12 protein-coding genes, 4 tRNA genes and 1 rRNA gene are annotated in these 16326 nt (G+C 56.4%); all 17 read right to left on the bottom strand.

Going from position 1 to position 16326, the window contains the following annotated elements:
* Positions 1 to 199: 199 nt before the first annotated feature.
* Complete coding sequence (gene rpoC, locus RGM2987_RS14060; protein WP_245142149.1) at positions 200 to 4399, bottom strand: DNA-directed RNA polymerase subunit beta'; 4200 nt, start codon at positions 4397 to 4399, stop codon at positions 200 to 202.
* Positions 4400 to 4463: 64 nt separating this feature from the next.
* Positions 4464 to 8537 carry a DNA-directed RNA polymerase subunit beta gene (rpoB, locus tag RGM2987_RS14055; protein WP_245142145.1) on the bottom strand — a complete coding sequence of 1358 codons (4074 nt, stop codon included), beginning with the start codon at positions 8535 to 8537 and terminating at the stop codon, positions 4464 to 4466.
* 220 nt (positions 8538 to 8757) lie between these two features.
* Positions 8758 to 9123, bottom strand: coding sequence for a 50S ribosomal protein L7/L12 (gene rplL, locus RGM2987_RS14050; RefSeq protein ID WP_007970414.1), 366 nt, complete (start codon positions 9121 to 9123; stop codon positions 8758 to 8760).
* Positions 9124 to 9201: 78 nt separating this feature from the next.
* Positions 9202 to 9702 (bottom strand): 50S ribosomal protein L10, encoded by a 501-nt coding sequence (gene rplJ, locus RGM2987_RS14045; protein WP_003206099.1) that lies wholly within the window; start codon positions 9700 to 9702, stop codon positions 9202 to 9204.
* 197 nt (positions 9703 to 9899) lie between these two features.
* The gene (gene rplA, locus RGM2987_RS14040; RefSeq protein WP_003186095.1) at positions 9900 to 10595 is read right to left on the bottom strand and encodes a 50S ribosomal protein L1; all 696 of its coding nucleotides are present in this window, start codon (positions 10593 to 10595) and stop codon (positions 9900 to 9902) included.
* Positions 10595 to 11026: a 50S ribosomal protein L11 gene (gene rplK / locus RGM2987_RS14035; RefSeq protein WP_003176435.1), complete on the bottom strand. Its 432-nt coding sequence runs from the start codon at positions 11024 to 11026 to the stop codon at positions 10595 to 10597. Before rplK ends, rplA begins: the two co-directional genes overlap by 1 nt.
* A 117-nt stretch (positions 11027 to 11143) precedes the next feature.
* Positions 11144 to 11677 carry a transcription termination/antitermination protein NusG gene (gene nusG / locus RGM2987_RS14030; RefSeq protein WP_010443972.1) on the bottom strand — a complete coding sequence of 178 codons (534 nt, stop codon included), beginning with the start codon at positions 11675 to 11677 and terminating at the stop codon, positions 11144 to 11146.
* A 9-nt stretch (positions 11678 to 11686) separates the two neighbouring features.
* Complete coding sequence (gene secE, locus RGM2987_RS14025; RefSeq protein WP_003186101.1) at positions 11687 to 12055, bottom strand: preprotein translocase subunit SecE; 369 nt, start codon at positions 12053 to 12055, stop codon at positions 11687 to 11689.
* A gap of 45 nt (positions 12056 to 12100) precedes the next feature.
* Positions 12101 to 12176, bottom strand: a tRNA-Trp gene (locus RGM2987_RS14020).
* A gap of 53 nt (positions 12177 to 12229) precedes the next feature.
* Positions 12230 to 13423 (bottom strand): elongation factor Tu, encoded by a 1194-nt coding sequence (tuf, locus tag RGM2987_RS14015; protein ID WP_003186103.1) that lies wholly within the window; start codon positions 13421 to 13423, stop codon positions 12230 to 12232.
* 84 nt (positions 13424 to 13507) lie between these two features.
* Positions 13508 to 13583: transfer RNA gene (locus RGM2987_RS14010), tRNA-Thr, on the bottom strand.
* A gap of 26 nt (positions 13584 to 13609) precedes the next feature.
* Positions 13610 to 13683 (bottom strand) — tRNA-Gly (locus RGM2987_RS14005).
* A 24-nt stretch (positions 13684 to 13707) separates the two neighbouring features.
* Positions 13708 to 13792 (bottom strand) — tRNA-Tyr (locus RGM2987_RS14000).
* Positions 13793 to 13934: 142 nt separating this feature from the next.
* Positions 13935 to 14390 (bottom strand): hypothetical protein, encoded by a 456-nt coding sequence (locus RGM2987_RS13995; RefSeq protein ID WP_245142143.1) that lies wholly within the window; start codon positions 14388 to 14390, stop codon positions 13935 to 13937.
* Between the two features lie 7 nt (positions 14391 to 14397).
* A complete protein-coding gene (locus tag RGM2987_RS13990) occupies positions 14398 to 15147 on the bottom strand; it encodes a pantothenate kinase (RefSeq protein WP_245142141.1) in 750 nt (249 codons plus the stop codon).
* Positions 15137 to 16093 (bottom strand): bifunctional biotin--[acetyl-CoA-carboxylase] ligase/biotin operon repressor BirA, encoded by a 957-nt coding sequence (birA, locus tag RGM2987_RS13985; RefSeq protein WP_245142139.1) that lies wholly within the window; start codon positions 16091 to 16093, stop codon positions 15137 to 15139. Before birA ends, RGM2987_RS13990 begins: the two co-directional genes overlap by 11 nt.
* Before the next feature lie 133 nt (positions 16094 to 16226).
* A 5S ribosomal RNA gene (gene rrf, locus RGM2987_RS13980) occupies positions 16227 to 16326 on the bottom strand; the annotation flags it as partial.

Here is a 16326-nt window from a genome sequence, read left to right as displayed (position 1 = left end):
GTCTTGCGACGCTATTGTCTTGCAAGAAAAGCAAAATGGCAGGAACGAATTCCCGCCAAATTTAGGGGATCAAGAGTCTAAAGAGGATCTTGTCCCCAGTCAAGGCAAGGCCCCGACCTCCCCGCCCGCCGGATCTCGACAATTTGTCTCGATCCGCCGAACGGGATGACCAGGGCCAGGCACTCAATTACCGCAGAACTCAGTTACCGCTCGAGTTCAGCGCTTCGGTCAGTGCAGCTTCCACTTCACTGGCGCTTACGCGCAACGGCTTGTCTGCATCACGGCGACGCTTGCGCTCGCTGTGGTAGGCCAAACCGGTACCGGCCGGGATCAGACGACCCACGACCACGTTTTCTTTCAGGCCGCGCAGGTAATCGCGCTTGCCGGTTACCGCCGCTTCGGTCAGTACGCGGGTGGTCTCCTGGAAGGAAGCCGCCGAGATGAACGATTCGGTGGACAACGACGCCTTGGTGATACCCAGCAATACGCGAGTGAACTTGGCGACGAATTTGTCTTCCGCAGCCAGGCGCTCGTTTTCTACCAGGACGTGCGTCAGTTCCATCTGGTCGCCCTTGATGAAGCTGGAATCGCCAGACTCGGAAATTTCAACTTTACGCAGCATCTGACGCAGGATGGTCTCGATGTGCTTGTCGTTGATCTTCACGCCTTGCAGACGGTAAACATCCTGGATCTCGTTCACGATGTACTTGGCCAGCGCACTCACACCCAGCAGACGCAGGATGTCGTGTGGATCGCTTGGACCGTCGGAGATAACTTCGCCGCGGTTTACCTGTTCGCCTTCGAAGACGTTCAGGTGACGCCACTTCGGAATCAGCTCTTCGTACGGATCGCTACCGTCGTTCGGCGTAATGACCAGACGGCGCTTGCCTTTGGTTTCTTTACCGAACGCGATGGTGCCGCTGACTTCAGCCAGGATCGAGGCTTCTTTCGGGCGACGAGCTTCGAACAAGTCGGCAACACGCGGCAGACCACCGGTGATGTCGCGGGTTTTCGAAGTTTCCTGCGGGATACGGGCGATAACGTCACCGATCGCAATCCGCGCGCCGTCCGCAACACCGACCAGGGCGTTGGCTGGCAGGAAGTACTGAGCGATAACGTCAGTGCCTGGCAGCAACAGATCCTTGCCGTTGTCGTCGACCATCTTCACAGCAGGACGGATGTCCTTGCCAGCCGCTGGACGATCCTTCGGATCGAGCACTTCGATGTTGGTCATACCGGTCAATTCGTCGGTCTGACGCTTGATCGTGATGCCTTCTTCCATGCCCACGTAGGTCACGGTACCTTTCATTTCGGTAACGATCGGGTGAGTGTGCGGATCCCACTTAGCCACGATTGCGCCAGCGTCGACCTTGTCACCTTCCTTAACCGAAATCACAGCACCGTACGGCAGCTTGTAGCGCTCGCGCTCACGACCGAAGTCGTCAGCGATCGCCAGCTCACCGGAACGGGACACGGCTACCAGGTGACCATCCACTCGCTCAACATGTTTCAGGTTATGCAGACGGACAGTACCGCCGTTCTTCACCTGGACGCTGTCGGCTGCCGAGGTCCGGCTGGCCGCACCACCGATGTGGAACGTACGCATCGTCAGCTGGGTACCCGGCTCACCGATGGACTGGGCAGCGATAACGCCAACCGACTCACCGATGTTCACCTGGTGACCACGAGCCAGGTCGCGGCCGTAGCACTTGGCGCAAATGCCGTAGCGGGTTTCGCAGCTGATCGGCGAACGCACGATCACTTCGTCGATGCTGTTCAGCTCGATGAACTCGACCCACTTCTCGTCGACCAGGGTGCCGGCAGGAACGATCACGTCCTCGGTACCTGGCTTGAATACGTCACGGGCAATGACACGACCCAATACGCGCTCGCCCAACGGCTCGACAACGTCGCCGCCTTCGATGTGCGGAGTCATGACCAGGCCGTGTTCGGTGCCGCAGTCGATCTCGGTCACGACCAGATCCTGCGCAACGTCTACCAGACGACGAGTCAGGTAACCGGAGTTCGCCGTTTTCAACGCGGTATCCGCAAGACCCTTACGAGCACCGTGAGTGGAGATGAAGTACTGGAGTACGCTCAAACCTTCACGGAAGTTAGCAGTAATCGGGGTCTCGATGATGGAGCCGTCCGGCTTGGCCATCAGGCCACGCATACCGGCGAGCTGACGGATCTGCGCAGCAGAACCCCGGGCGCCCGAGTCAGCCATCATGTACATCGAGTTGAAGGATTCTTGATCAACTTCGTCGCCGTGACGGTCGATGACTTTCTCTTTCGAGAGGTTGGCCATCATCGCCTTGGAAACTTCGTCGTTCGCCTTGGACCAGAGGTCGATCACCTTGTTGTACTTCTCGCCCTGGGTTACCAGGCCGGAGGCGTACTGGCTTTCGATCTCTTTCACTTCTTCGGTAGCAGCACCGATGATGCGGGCTTTTTCATCCGGGATAACGAAGTCGTTAACACCGATGGAAACGCCGGAAATGGTCGAATAGGCAAAACCGGTGTACATCAGTTGGTCAGCGAAGATCACGGTCTCTTTCAAACCCACCACGCGGTAGCACTGGTTGATCAGCTTGGAGATCGCTTTCTTCTTCATCGGCAAGTTGACGACATCGAAGGACAGGCCTTTTGGCACGACCTGGAACAACAGCGCACGGCCGACAGTGGTGTCGACGATGCGGGTGCCGCTCACGCTGCCGCCATCACGATCGTTCACGGTTTCGTTGATCCGCACCTTGACCTTGGCGTGCAGTGCGGCTTCGCCGGCACGGAACACACGGTCGACTTCCTGCAGATCCGCGAACACACGACCTTCGCCCTTGGCGTTGATCGCTTCACGCGTCATGTAGTACAGACCCAATACAACGTCCTGCGACGGAACGATGATTGGCTCACCGTTGGCTGGCGACAGGATGTTGTTGGTCGACATCATCAACGCACGCGCTTCGAGCTGGGCTTCCAGCGTCAGCGGTACGTGCACGGCCATCTGGTCGCCGTCGAAGTCGGCGTTGTACGCAGCACAGACCAGCGGGTGCAGCTGGATAGCCTTGCCTTCGATCAGTACCGGTTCAAACGCCTGGATACCCAGACGGTGAAGGGTCGGTGCACGGTTGAGCAGTACCGGGTGTTCGCGAATCACTTCAGCGAGAACGTCCCAGACCTCTGGCAGCTCGCGCTCGACCATTTTCTTGGCGGCTTTAATGGTGGTAGCGAGACCACGCATTTCCAGCTTGCCGAAAATGAACGGCTTGAACAGCTCCAGAGCCATCTTCTTAGGCAGACCGCACTGGTGCAGACGCAGGGTCGGACCTACGGTAATTACCGAACGACCGGAGTAGTCAACACGCTTGCCGAGCAAGTTCTGACGGAAACGACCTTGCTTACCCTTGATCATGTCAGCCAGGGATTTCAGAGGACGCTTGTTGGAACCGGTAATCGCACGGCCACGACGACCGTTGTCGAGCAGTGCGTCGACCGCTTCCTGCAACATACGCTTTTCGTTGCGCACGATGATGTCCGGAGCGGACAGGTCAAGCAGGCGCTTCAAGCGGTTGTTACGGTTGATCACTCGACGATACAGATCGTTGAGGTCGGACGTCGCGAAACGGCCGCCATCGAGCGGAACCAGTGGACGCAGGTCTGGCGGCAGAACCGGCAGAACGGTCAGCACCATCCACTCTGGCAGGTTGCCGGAGCCCTGGAAGGCTTCCATCAACTTCAGACGCTTGGACAGCTTCTTGATCTTGGTTTCGGAGTTGGTTTGCGGAATCTCTTCGCGCAGGCGGCCAATCTCGTGCTCCAGGTCGATCGCGTGCAACAGCTCACGGACAGCTTCGGCACCCATGCGGGCATCGAAATCGTCGCCGAACTCTTCCAGCGCCTCGAAGTACTGCTCGTCGTTGAGCAACTGGCCTTTTTCAAGGGTGGTCATGCCCGGATCGATAACGACATAGCTCTCGAAGTAGAGAACGCGCTCGATATCACGAAGGGTCATGTCCATCAGCAGGCCGATACGCGACGGCAGCGATTTCAGGAACCAGATGTGAGCAACCGGCGAGGCCAGTTCGATGTGCGCCATGCGCTCACGACGAACTTTTGCCAGCGCGACTTCAACGCCGCACTTCTCGCAGATCACACCACGATGCTTCAAGCGCTTGTACTTACCGCACAGGCACTCGTAATCCTTTACCGGGCCAAAGATCTTGGCGCAGAACAGGCCGTCACGCTCGGGTTTGAACGTACGGTAGTTGATGGTTTCCGGCTTTTTAACTTCACCGAACGACCACGAACGGATCATCTCAGGCGAGGCCAATCCAATACGGATGGCGTCGAACTCTTCGACTTGACCCTGGTTTTTCAGCAAATTCAGTAGGTCTTTCAAGGCCTTTCCTCCTGACGGAGCAGAGAGCGGGCAAAACAGCCCCGCTCTCGATTCGCGTCACGTGTTATTCGGTTTCCAGATCGATATCGATGCCGAGGGAACGAATTTCCTTGATCAACACGTTGAAGGACTCGGGCATGCCCGGCTCCATACGGTGATCGCCGTCCACGATGTTTTTGTACATCTTGGTCCGGCCGTTCACATCGTCCGACTTCACTGTGAGCATTTCTTGCAGAGTGTATGCAGCACCGTACGCTTCCAGTGCCCAGACCTCCATCTCCCCGAAACGCTGACCACCGAACTGCGCCTTACCACCCAGCGGCTGCTGGGTAACCAGGCTGTAAGAACCGGTAGAACGAGCGTGCATCTTGTCGTCTACCAAGTGGTTCAGCTTCAGCATGTACATGTAGCCAACGGTGACCGGGCGCTCGAACTTGTTGCCGGTACGACCATCGAACAGCTGCATCTGGCCGCTTTCCGGCAGGTCTGCCAGTTTCAGCATGGCCTTGATTTCGCTTTCCTTGGCACCGTCGAACACAGGAGTGGCCATTGGAACGCCGCCCTTGAGGTTCTTCGCCAAGTCCAGGATTTCCTGGTCGGAGAAGCTGTCCAGCTCTTCGTTGCGGCCGCCAATCTCGTTGTAGATCTCGTGCAGGAACTTACGCAGGTCAGCAACCTTGCGCTGCTCTTCGAGCATGCGGTTGATCTTCTCGCCCAGGCCCTTGGCCGCGAGGCCCAGGTGGGTTTCAAGGATCTGACCGACGTTCATACGCGAAGGTACGCCCAGCGGGTTGAGGACGACGTCCACCGGCGTGCCGTTGGCATCGTGCGGCATGTCTTCAACAGGCATGATCACCGAGACCACACCTTTGTTACCGTGACGGCCGGCCATCTTGTCGCCCGGTTGGATACGACGACGGATTGCCAGGTAGACCTTGACGATTTTCAGCACGCCTGGAGCCAGGTCATCGCCCTGCTGCAGTTTGCGCTTCTTGTCTTCGAACTTGTCGTCCAGCAGACGGCGGCGATCAACGATGTAGGCCTGGGCCTTCTCGAGCTGCTCGTTCAGAGCGTCTTCAGCCATGCGCAGTTTGAACCACTGGCCGTGCTCAAGACCGTCGAGGACTTCGTCGGTGATTTCCTGACCTTTCTTCAGGCCGGCGCCACCTTCGACCTTGTGGCCGACCAGTGCTGCGCGCAGACGCTCGAAAGTTGCGCCTTCGACGATACGGAACTCTTCGTTCAGGTCCTTGCGGATCTCGTCAAGCTGGGTCTTCTCGATCGACAGGGCACGAGCATCACGCTCGACGCCGTCACGGGTGAAGACCTGTACGTCGATGACGGTACCCTTGGTGCCGGTTGGCACGCGCAGGGAGGTGTCTTTAACGTCGCTGGCCTTTTCACCGAAGATGGCACGCAGCAGTTTTTCTTCCGGAGTCAGTTGGGTCTCGCCTTTGGGAGTGACCTTACCAACCAGGATGTCGCCTGCGCCGACTTCAGCACCAACATAGACGATACCGGCTTCGTCCAGCTTGTTCAGTGCAGCCTCACCCACGTTCGGGATGTCTGCAGTGATTTCCTCTGGGCCAAGCTTGGTGTCACGGGCCACACAGGTCAGTTCCTGGATGTGGATCGTGGTGAAGCGATCTTCCTGAACCACGCGCTCGGACAGGCAGATGGAGTCTTCGAAGTTGAAGCCGTTCCACGCCATGAACGCGATGCGCATGTTCTGACCCAGTGCCAGTTCACCCATGTCGGTGGACGGACCGTCGGCCATGATGTCGCTGCGCTGAACCCGATCACCCTTGCTCACCAGCGGACGCTGGTTGATGCAGGTGTTCTGGTTGGAGCGGGTGTATTTGGTCAGGTTGTAGATGTCGACACCGGCTTCGCCAGTTTCAACTTCGTCATCGGCAACACGAACCACGATACGGCTGGCATCGACAGAGTCGATCACGCCACCACGACGAGCCACGACGCAGACGCCGGAGTCACGGGCAACGTTACGCTCCATGCCGGTACCTACCAGCGGCTTGTCGGCGCGCAGAGTCGGCACAGCCTGACGCTGCATGTTCGAACCCATCAACGCACGGTTGGCGTCGTCGTGCTCGAGGAACGGGATCAGCGACGCCGCTACCGACACAACCTGCTTGGGCGATACGTCCATCAAGGTGACGTCTTCCGGCGCCTTGACGGTGAACTCGTTCAGGTGACGTACAGCCACCAGCTCGTCGACCAGCACTTTCTGCTCGTTCATGGTCGCCGAAGCCTGGGCGATCACGTGATCGGCCTCTTCGATAGCGGACAGGAACACGATGTCGTCGGTGACCACACCCTCTTTCACCACACGGTACGGGCTTTCCAGGAAGCCGTACTGGTTGGTGCGCGCATAAGCCGCCAGGGAGTTGATCAGGCCGATGTTCGGACCTTCAGGCGTTTCAATCGGGCATACACGACCGTAGTGAGTCGGGTGCACGTCACGCACTTCAAAGCCTGCGCGCTCCCGGGTCAGACCGCCTGGGCCGAGCGCGGAGACACGACGCTTGTGGGTGATCTCGGACAGCGGGTTGTTCTGGTCCATGAACTGAGACAGCTGGCTGGAACCGAAGAACTCCTTCACCGCCGCAGCCACTGGCTTGGCGTTGATCAGGTCCTGTGGCATCAGGCCTTCGCTTTCAGCCATCGACAGACGTTCCTTGACCGCACGCTCTACGCGCACCAGGCCAACACGGAACTGGTTCTCGGCCATTTCGCCTACGCAGCGAACACGACGGTTACCCAGGTGGTCGATGTCATCGACGATGCCTTTGCCGTTACGGATGTCGACCAGAGTCTTGAGCACCGCAACGATGTCATCCTTGTTCAGCACGCCCGAACCTTCGATTTCGGTACGACCGATACGACGGTTGAACTTCATCCGGCCGACCGCAGACAGGTCATAGCGCTCAGGGCTGAAGAACAGGTTGTTGAACAGGGTCTCGGCTGCATCCTTGGTTGGTGGCTCGCCAGGACGCATCATGCGATAGATTTCGACCAGGGCTTCCAGTTGGTTGCCGGTGGAGTCGATCTTCAGCGTGTCGGAGATGAACGGACCGCAATCGATATCGTTGGTGTACAGAGTTTCGATACGAACGACCTGAGCCTTGACGATTTTCGCCAGGATCTCGGTACTCAGTTCGGTATTGCACTCTGCAATGATCTCGCCGGTGGCCGGATGCACGATAGCCTTGGCAGTGGTGCGACCCAGGACGTAGTCCATTGGCACCTGCAGTTCCTTGATGCCGGCTTTCTCGAGCTGGTTGATGTGGCGAGCGGTGATACGACGACCCTGCTCGACAATAACCTTGCCCTTTTCGTCCTGGATATCGAGGACGGCAATTTCACCGCGCAGGCGCTGGGGCACCAGTTCCAGGCTGAGATTTTCACCCTGCACATGGAAAACGTTGGTGGTGTAGAACGCGTCCAGCACTTCTTCGGTGGTATAGCCGAGCGCGCGCAGCAATACCGATGCAGGCAGCTTGCGACGACGGTCGATACGCACGAATACGCAGTCCTTCGGGTCGAACTCGAAGTCCAGCCACGAACCGCGGTAAGGAATGATGCGCGCGGAGTAAAGCAGTTTGCCGGAGCTGTGCGTCTTGCCACGGTCGTGGTCGAAGAACACGCCCGGGGAACGGTGCAGCTGGGAAACGATTACACGCTCGGTACCGTTGATAACGAAGGTACCGTTTTCAGTCATCAGGGGGATTTCACCCATGTAGACTTCTTGCTCTTTGATGTCCTTGATCGCTTTGTTCGACGATTCTTTGTCGAAAATGATCAGGCGCACTTTTACCCGCAAAGGTACGGCATAAGTTACACCGCGCAATACGCATTCTTTGACATCAAATGCCGGTTCGCCCAGGCGATAACCGACGTACTCCAGCGCAGCATTGCCGGAGTAGCTGATGATCGGGAAAACGGATTTGAAGGCCGCATGCAGGCCCACGTCGCGGAACTGATCTTTAGTCGCTCCCGCTTGCAAGAATTCACGATACGAATCCAGCTGGATGGCCAGGAGGTACGGCACATCCATGACGTCCGGCAACTTGCTAAAGTCCTTGCGGATACGTTTTTTCTCAGTATATGAGTAAGCCATCAGCGTTCCCCAGCTTGGTCACCTGCTTGTTTGGCCTCCCCCGACGGGAGCGGCCAGAAAATCGTGCAAACCCCATGGTTTGCGCCACCGCATCGGGTGGTTGAAGCTCGCTATCGGCGCCGACCCAGTCGGCTGCCAATAACGGAAAAAGGCCGGTGGCAAAAGCCACCAGCCATCAGCCTGTCGCTTAACGCTCGGGCTGGAGACGCAAAGTCGATGCTTACTTCAGCTCGACTTTAGCGCCTGCTTCTTCCAGAGCGGCCTTGGCTTTGTCAGCTGCGTCTTTGGCAACAGCTTCCAGAACCATGGCAGGAGCGCCGTCAACTACAGCCTTGGCTTCTTTCAGGCCCAGACCGGTCAGTTCACGTACTGCCTTGATCACGTTTACTTTCTTCTCGCCAGCTTCGGTCAGCATGACGTTGAATTCGGTTTGCTCTTCAGCAACGGCAGCAGCAACAGCTGGACCAGCCGAAGCGGCAGCTGCGGTAACACCGAATTTTTCTTCGAAAGCTTTGATCAGCTCAACAACTTCCATTACGGACATGTTGCCAACGGCTTCGAGGATATCGTTTTGAGAGATAGACATGACTCTAAATTCCTGGATTGGGGGACGGCCTACGCGACCATCGAAATAAACAAAAAACGCGAAAAGGAGTGTCGAGCCTTAGGCTGCGGCAGCTTCTTTCTGGTCGCGCAGTGCCGCCAGAGTACGAGCCAATTTGCTGGTTGCGCCTTGAATCACGCTCATCAGCTGAGAAATTGCTTCGTCACGGGTCGGCAGAGTTGCCAGTACGTCGATCTGGTTAGCTGCGAGGAACTTGCCCTCGAACGCAGCTGCCTTAATCTCGAACTTGTCCTGACCTTTGGCGAACTCCTTGAACAAACGGGCAGCAGCGCCAGGATGTTGGGTGGAGAACGCGATCAAGGTCGGGCCGGTGAACACGTCGTTGAGAACACTGTATTCAGTGTCAGCAACAGCGCGCTTGAGCAGGGTGTTACGTACAACACGTACGTAAACGCCAGCTTCACGAGCCTCTTTACGGAGTCCGGTCATAGCGCCTACTGTTACGCCACGGGCATCAGCCACGACAGCGGACAGAGCAGCTTTGGCAGCCTCGTTGACTTCAGCGACGATGGCCTTCTTGTCTTCGAGTTTAATTGCCACGGGTTTAACTCCTGCTTGTTACCGTTTCATCCGGTCGGAACCGAATGTCGTTTTGGTGTCTGATTCGGTAAGGAACCGGGAGCACCATCTGCGTAGGCTTGTGGTTTAAGACTTGCGTCGCCTACGGTCTTGGACAGCCCCCGCCAGGCAGGGACCCCAATTTGTTGATTGGCGCAATGACTGCGCCAATCCGAGTCTTACGCGTCGAGCGAGCTCTGATCGATGACCAGACCTGGGCCCATAGTGGTGCTCAGGGTAACGCGCTTGACGTAGATACCTTTCGAAGAAGCTGGCTTGATGCGCTTCAGGTCAGCGATCAGGGCTTCAACGTTTTCCTTCAGCTTGACGGCGTCGAAGCCGATCTTGCCAACGGAAGTGTGGATGATACCGTTCTTGTCGGTGCGATAACGAACCTGACCAGCCTTGGCGTTTTTAACCGCGGTGGCTACGTCTGGGGTTACGGTGCCGACCTTAGGGTTAGGCATCAGGCCACGTGGACCGAGGATCTGACCCAACTGACCCACAACGCGCATGGCATCCGGGGATGCGATGACCACGTCATAGTTCAGGTCGCCGCCTTTCATTTCAGCAGCCAGGTCATCCATGCCAACGCGATCAGCACCAGCAGCCAGAGCAGCTTCAGCTGCTGGGCCCTGGGTGAAAACGGCCACACGAACGGTCTTGCCAGTGCCGTGAGGCAGCACGGTAGCGCTACGAACGACCTGGTCGGATTTACGAGGGTCAACGCCCAGGTTTACAGCAACGTCGAACGACTCGCTGAACTTGACAGTCGACAGCTCAGCCAGCAGAGCGGCGGCGTCTACAAAATTGTAGGCCTTGCCTGCTTCGATTTTGCCGGCGATAGCCTTTTGACGCTTGGTCAGCTTAGCCATTACACACCCTCCACGTTAAGGCCCATGCTACGAGCAGAACCGGCGATAGTACGCACGGCTGCATCCATATCAGCTGCAGTCAGATCCGCGTTTTTGGTTTTCGCGATTTCTTCCAGCTGAGCACGGGTAACAGTGCCAACCTTAACGGTGTTTGGACGAGCGGAACCGCTGGTCAAACCTGCAGCCTTCTTCAGCAGAACCGAAGCAGGGGTGCTCTTTGTTTCGAAAGTGAAGCTACGGTCGCTGTAGACAGTGATGATCACTGGAGTCGGCAGGCCTGGCTCAAGACCCTGGGTACGGGCGTTGAAAGCTTTGCAGAATTCCATGATGTTCACACCGTGCTGACCCAGAGCAGGACCGACGGGTGGGCTTGGGTTAGCCTGAGCGGCCTTCACTTGCAGCTTGATGTAAGCGGTAATTTTCTTGGCCATGAGGCACTCCAATTACGGGTTCGAACGCCTCGAAAGGCTCCCCGGTTACTTGCGCGTTTATCCCAGTGACGACAAAACCCCACAGCCTAGGGCTGCGGGGTTGGGATGCCTGCTCAATCAGACCTTTTCGACCTGACTGAACTCTAGCTCTACCGGAGTAGAGCGACCGAAAATGAGCACTGCCACTTGGATCCGGCTCTTTTCGTAGTTAACTTCTTCAACCGTGCCATTGAAATCAGCGAATGGACCGTCAGTGACACGTACCACTTCACCTGGCTCAAACAGCGTCTTCGGCTTCGGCTTGTCGCTACCATCAGCAACACGACGCAGAATCGCTTCTGCCTCTTTATCCGTGATTGGTGCAGGCTTGTCGGCAGTACCGCCAATGAAGCCCATCACCCGAGGGGTATCCTTGACCAAGTGCCAAGTCCCTTCGTTCATATCCATCTGCACCAGCACATAGCCTGGAAAGAACTTACGCTCACTTTTGCGCTTCTGGCCATTACGCATCTCAACCACTTCTTCAGTGGGGACCAGAATCTCGCCGAAGCCATCTTCCATGCCAGCCAGCTTTACGCGCTCAATCAGCGAGCGCATGACATGCTTCTCGTAACCCGAGTAAGCATGCACAACGTACCAACGCTTAGCCACGGGACACCCTTAGCCAACAATCAAGGAAACAAGCCAGCCGAGCAGGGAATCAAGCCCCCACAACAGCAACGCCATTACCAGAACAACAGCCACAACGATCAACGTGGTCTGCGTGGTTTCTTGGCGAGTCGGCCATACGACTTTACGAATCTCAGTGCGAGCTTCCTTAGCGAGTACAAAGAAAGACTTGCCCTTGGCTGTCTGCAACCCTACAAAGGCAGCAACAGCAGCAATGGCGAGCAATGCGAGTACACGGTACAGGATCGGCGAAGCAGAGTAATACTGATTGCCAACAACGCCAACAACCACCAAAGCGACTACCACTAGCCACTTGAGCAGATCGAAGCGAGAGCCTTGAGCTTCAGCTTTAGGAGTCATCTATGAAGATCCTGTGAAAAGAAAGCCAGACACACTGAGTGAATCTGGCAGGTCAGGAGGGAATCGAACCCCCAACCTACGGTTTTGGAGACCGTCGCTCTGCCAATTGAGCTACTGACCTAAAACAAAATCAGGCCGACCATTATGCCGGCCCGAAAAAGACATTACAACTGTTTACTCGATGACTTTGGCTACGACGCCAGCGCCGACGGTACGACCGCCTTCACGGATAGCGAAACGCAGACCATCTTCCATCGCGATGGTTTTGATCAGGGTGACAGTCATCTGGATGTTGTCACCTGGCATTACCATTTCAACGCCTTCTGGCAGCTCGCAGTTACCGGTCACGTCAGTTGTACGGAAGTAGAACTGTGGACGGTAGCCTTTGAAGAACGGAGTATGACGGCCGCCTTCTTCCTTGCTCAGAACGTAGACTTCTGCGGTGAACTTGGTGTGCGGCTTGACGGTGCCTGGCTTGACCAGAACCTGGCCACGCTCAACGTCGTCACGCTTGGTGCCGCGCAGCAGTACGCCGCAGTTCTCGCCAGCACGACCTTCGTCGAGCAGCTTGCGGAACATTTCAACGCCGGTGCAGGTAGTTTTCTGAGTGTCGCGCAGACCAACGATCTCAACTTCTTCCTGGATACGGACGATGCCACGCTCAACACGACCAGTCACAACAGTACCGCGACCGGAGATCGAGAATACGTCTTCGATTGGCATCAGGAACGGCTTGTCGATAGCACGCTCTGGCTCTGGGATGTAGCTGTCCAGAGTCTCTACCAGCTTCTTGACAGCGGTAGTGCCCATTTCGTTGTCGTCTTGGCCGTTCAGAGCCATCAGCGCCGAACCGATGATGATTGGAGTGTCATCACCTGGGAAGTCGTAAGTGCTCAGCAGGTCGCGCACTTCCATCTCAACCAGTTCCAGCAGCTCAGCGTCGTCAACCATGTCAGCCTTGTTCAGGAAGACAACGATGTACGGAACGCCTACCTGACGGGACAGCAGGATGTGCTCACGGGTTTGTGGCATCGGACCATCAGCGGCCGAGCAAACCAGGATCGCGCCGTCCATCTGGGCAGCACCGGTGATCATGTTTTTTACGTAGTCGGCGTGACCTGGGCAGTCAACGTGTGCGTAGTGACGCACGGCCGAATCGTATTCAACGTGAGCGGTGTTGATGGTGATACCGCGAGCTTTTTCTTCCGGGGCGCTGTCGATCTTGTCGAAGTCAACCTTGGCCGAACCGAAGACTTCGGAGCAGACGCGGGTCAGAGCAGCGGTCAGAGTTGTTTTACCGTGGTCAACGTGACCAATGGTACCAACGTTGACGTGCGGCTTATTACGTTCGAACTTTTCCTTAGCCATCGAAATCACCCCTAGGAGAAGAATTTAGCAAGTCACACAAGCCATTAAAACAAAGGCAGATATTTTCATATCTGCCTTGTTATATGGAGCTCTTGAGCGGATTTGAACCGCTGACCTCACCCTTACCAAGGGTGTGCTCTACCAACTGAGCTACAAGAGCAAAACACTTTGCACAACCTGCAAACTTGGAGCGGGTAGCGGGAATCGAACCCGCATCATCAGCTTGGAAGGCTGAGGTTCTACCACTAAACTATACCCGCGGAGCTTGCAGCTCACGCTAAAAATGGTGGAGGGGGAAGGATTCGAACCTTCGAAGTCGTAGACGTCAGATTTACAGTCTGATCCCTTTGGCCGCTCGGGAACCCCTCCTAAGCGAGCCGGCATTCTATATCATGCCAGCCTTCTGTCAAGCATTTTCTCATTAAAAACCTGAGGTTAGCTGCGTTGACCGTGTTTCGCGTCGTTGACTATTAAAGGTCTTCGCTGCGAAGCGGGCGCCATTCTATGCAAACTACCCTGCGGGTGCAACCCCCTCGCATGGCATTATTTTATGTTTTAACTCATTGAATTCTTTAGAAAGGTTCTGAAGCAGGATTTCATTCACCTTCCCCCCGTTTTCCGGGGAAACCTGGACCCAGAATCCTGCGCCCTCAGGCAGCGCCGAAGCAGTCAATGTGACAGTGCGACCAGCAACACCCGAAGCAACCAACCGCTGTTCAAGCTGCCTTGCCAAATCCGACCGAACGAAACCGCCCAGATATACGCAGCTCCTCTGACCCTCAGCGGCCCGGGCTGAGTCACGCCGGACCAATGCGTCCGCCGTCTCGCTCAAGAGATGAATATCCTGCTGCGATCCACGATACAAACTCAGCGGCGTTACGTCCTTGGCTCGAAGCGGAGCCTCTTGCTGATGCCATATGTAGTAGAAAACATTCAAGACCAGCAACAACAGAAAAAGCCACCGCATAGAAACCTCAAGACAAAGGACATGCCATTGCCAGACCGACAAAAACCAAGTCAGGCACCACCCTGGCATCAGGAACGACCCCGGAAACCAGATTGGCGTCTCCCCCCGTGAGAAATACCACGAAATCATTTCCCCAATACCGCCGAGCCAGCTCAAGCTGAGTCAGGACGAAGCCCCTGAGCATGAGCGTGCAACCACGCTCCACCGCCTCGACCGTCGCCCGGCCCGGGGCGAGACTCTCATGAGCCCGCTCCGCAGCGGTGTCGTCATATCGAATTCTCCGGGTATGGGTGCGCAACTGGTTGCGCATCAAAGGCATTCCAGGACAAATAAACCCCCCCAGATGCTCACCGCTTGCTGCAACGAAATCCGCAGTAACGGCTGTTCCGAAATCAAGCACCAGGCACGCGCCCGAGGCAAGGTGGAACCCGCCAAGCAATGCCAGCCATCGATCGAGGCCTAACCGCTCGAAATCTTCATATCCATTTCGCACGCCTGCCATTTCCCGGGTCGGAACTGCACGAGCCACGGATACTCCGAAAGCGTCAACCAACGCAGTGACCAGCGAATCGGTTTCCTCCGGAGTTCTTACGCTGACAAGTCGGCATTTCTCCAACTGGAATTTCTCGGCATTACTCAAGCACGCCAGGAGATCGCCATCAGAACTGACCACACCTCCTTCGACAGGCGTAACACCATCGGAGCGGAGTACCCTCCACTTAATAAAACTGTTGCCGCAATCGAGCTCAAGAATCATCACGCAACCTCAAACTGAGCTCACCACCGCTAAAGATTTTCTCCACACCATCTACCTTCAAACGCAGCGCACCCTGGAGATCAATACCCTTCACCACACCGTCAACTCGAGAGGATCCCGCGATCAGCGAAACAGTCCGACCCTGCCACAAATGGTAGCTCTCCCACTCGGCCTGAATCGCGGCAAATCCTGACGCCTGATGAAGCTTCAAATATTGCTGAAGCATGCCACTCATTCGCGCCACCAGCTCATTTCTGTCTACGTCCACACCCGTCTCTAGAGCCATGGATGTCCATTGCTGGTCGACCTCATCAGTCGATTGCATGTTCACATTGATCCCTATGCCCAAGACGACATGACAAACGTCCGCAGGATCCCCTACCAACTCAAGCAAGATCCCCGCGATCTTCTTCTGCCCAACCAGGACATCGTTAGGCCATTTCAGTCCTGCCTCGACAATCCCCATCTCGCGCAATGTATGCATGACAGCAAGGCCGACTACGAGACTGAGCCCCTCCAGCTGTCGCATCCCCCCGTCAATACGCAACACGAGACTGTAATAGAGGTTGTCGGCAAACGGACTGACCCATTTACGTCCTCGCCGCCCGCGGCCAGCGATCTGTCTTTCAGCCAGGACCAGGAACGGCGCCTCTACTCCGCGCTCAACTGAGCGCAGCGCCTCGGCGTTAGTGGAATCGATAGAGTCGAATGCGTGGATAGGCCACTCACACAGCCCTTTTGCATGGATCTGCACTGCATCGAGGAGTAACAGCGGCTTGGCCAACTGATATCCCTTGCCACGCACCTTATGTACGGACAACCCTAACTCTGCCTCCAGCAGCTGCAGTTGCTTCCACACCGCACTACGGCTGACCCCCAGGGCCGCACCAAGCGCCTGTCCCGAATGAAAGCGCCCATCCTTGAGAAGTTTTAGCAACGTGAGCATGCGGACTGCGCCCTGATAATAAGGCCCGCATGATAGCCATGCGAAAGACCGTTGCATAGAAACTCAGGATCACTTTCCTGCGGGCAAAACAAAACCCCTACCTGCATCAGCAGATAGGGGTTTCGGAATTTAATCTTGACGATGACCTACTCTCACATGGGGAAACCCCACACTACCATCGGCGATGCATCGTTTCACTTCTGAGTTCGGGATGGGATCAGGTGGTTCCAATG

This window comes from Pseudomonas sp. RGM2987, from assembly GCF_022952855.1.
In the GTDB taxonomy this organism is placed as follows: domain Bacteria; phylum Pseudomonadota; class Gammaproteobacteria; order Pseudomonadales; family Pseudomonadaceae; genus Aquipseudomonas.
This window is presented reverse-complemented; position numbering and strand designations above follow the sequence as displayed.

Excerpts from the sequence above, each read along its gene's own strand:
- rpoB (WP_245142145.1), bottom strand. The coding sequence starts at position 8,537 with ATGGCTTACTCATATACTGAGAAAAAACGTATCCGCAAGGACTTTAGC.
- rplL (WP_007970414.1), bottom strand. The coding sequence starts at position 9,123 with ATGTCTATCTCTCAAAACGATATCCTCGAAGCCGTTGGCAACATGTCC.
- rplA (WP_003186095.1), bottom strand. The coding sequence starts at position 10,595 with ATGGCTAAGCTGACCAAGCGTCAAAAGGCTATCGCCGGCAAAATCGAA.
- rplK (WP_003176435.1), bottom strand. The coding sequence starts at position 11,026 with ATGGCCAAGAAAATTACCGCTTACATCAAGCTGCAAGTGAAGGCCGCT.
- secE (WP_003186101.1), bottom strand. The coding sequence starts at position 12,055 with ATGACTCCTAAAGCTGAAGCTCAAGGCTCTCGCTTCGATCTGCTCAAG.
- tuf (WP_003186103.1), bottom strand. The coding sequence starts at position 13,423 with ATGGCTAAGGAAAAGTTCGAACGTAATAAGCCGCACGTCAACGTTGGT.
- RGM2987_RS13995 (WP_245142143.1), bottom strand. The coding sequence starts at position 14,390 with ATGCGGTGGCTTTTTCTGTTGTTGCTGGTCTTGAATGTTTTCTACTAC.
- RGM2987_RS13990 (WP_245142141.1), bottom strand. The coding sequence starts at position 15,147 with ATGATTCTTGAGCTCGATTGCGGCAACAGTTTTATTAAGTGGAGGGTA.
- birA (WP_245142139.1), bottom strand. The coding sequence starts at position 16,093 with ATGCTCACGTTGCTAAAACTTCTCAAGGATGGGCGCTTTCATTCGGGA.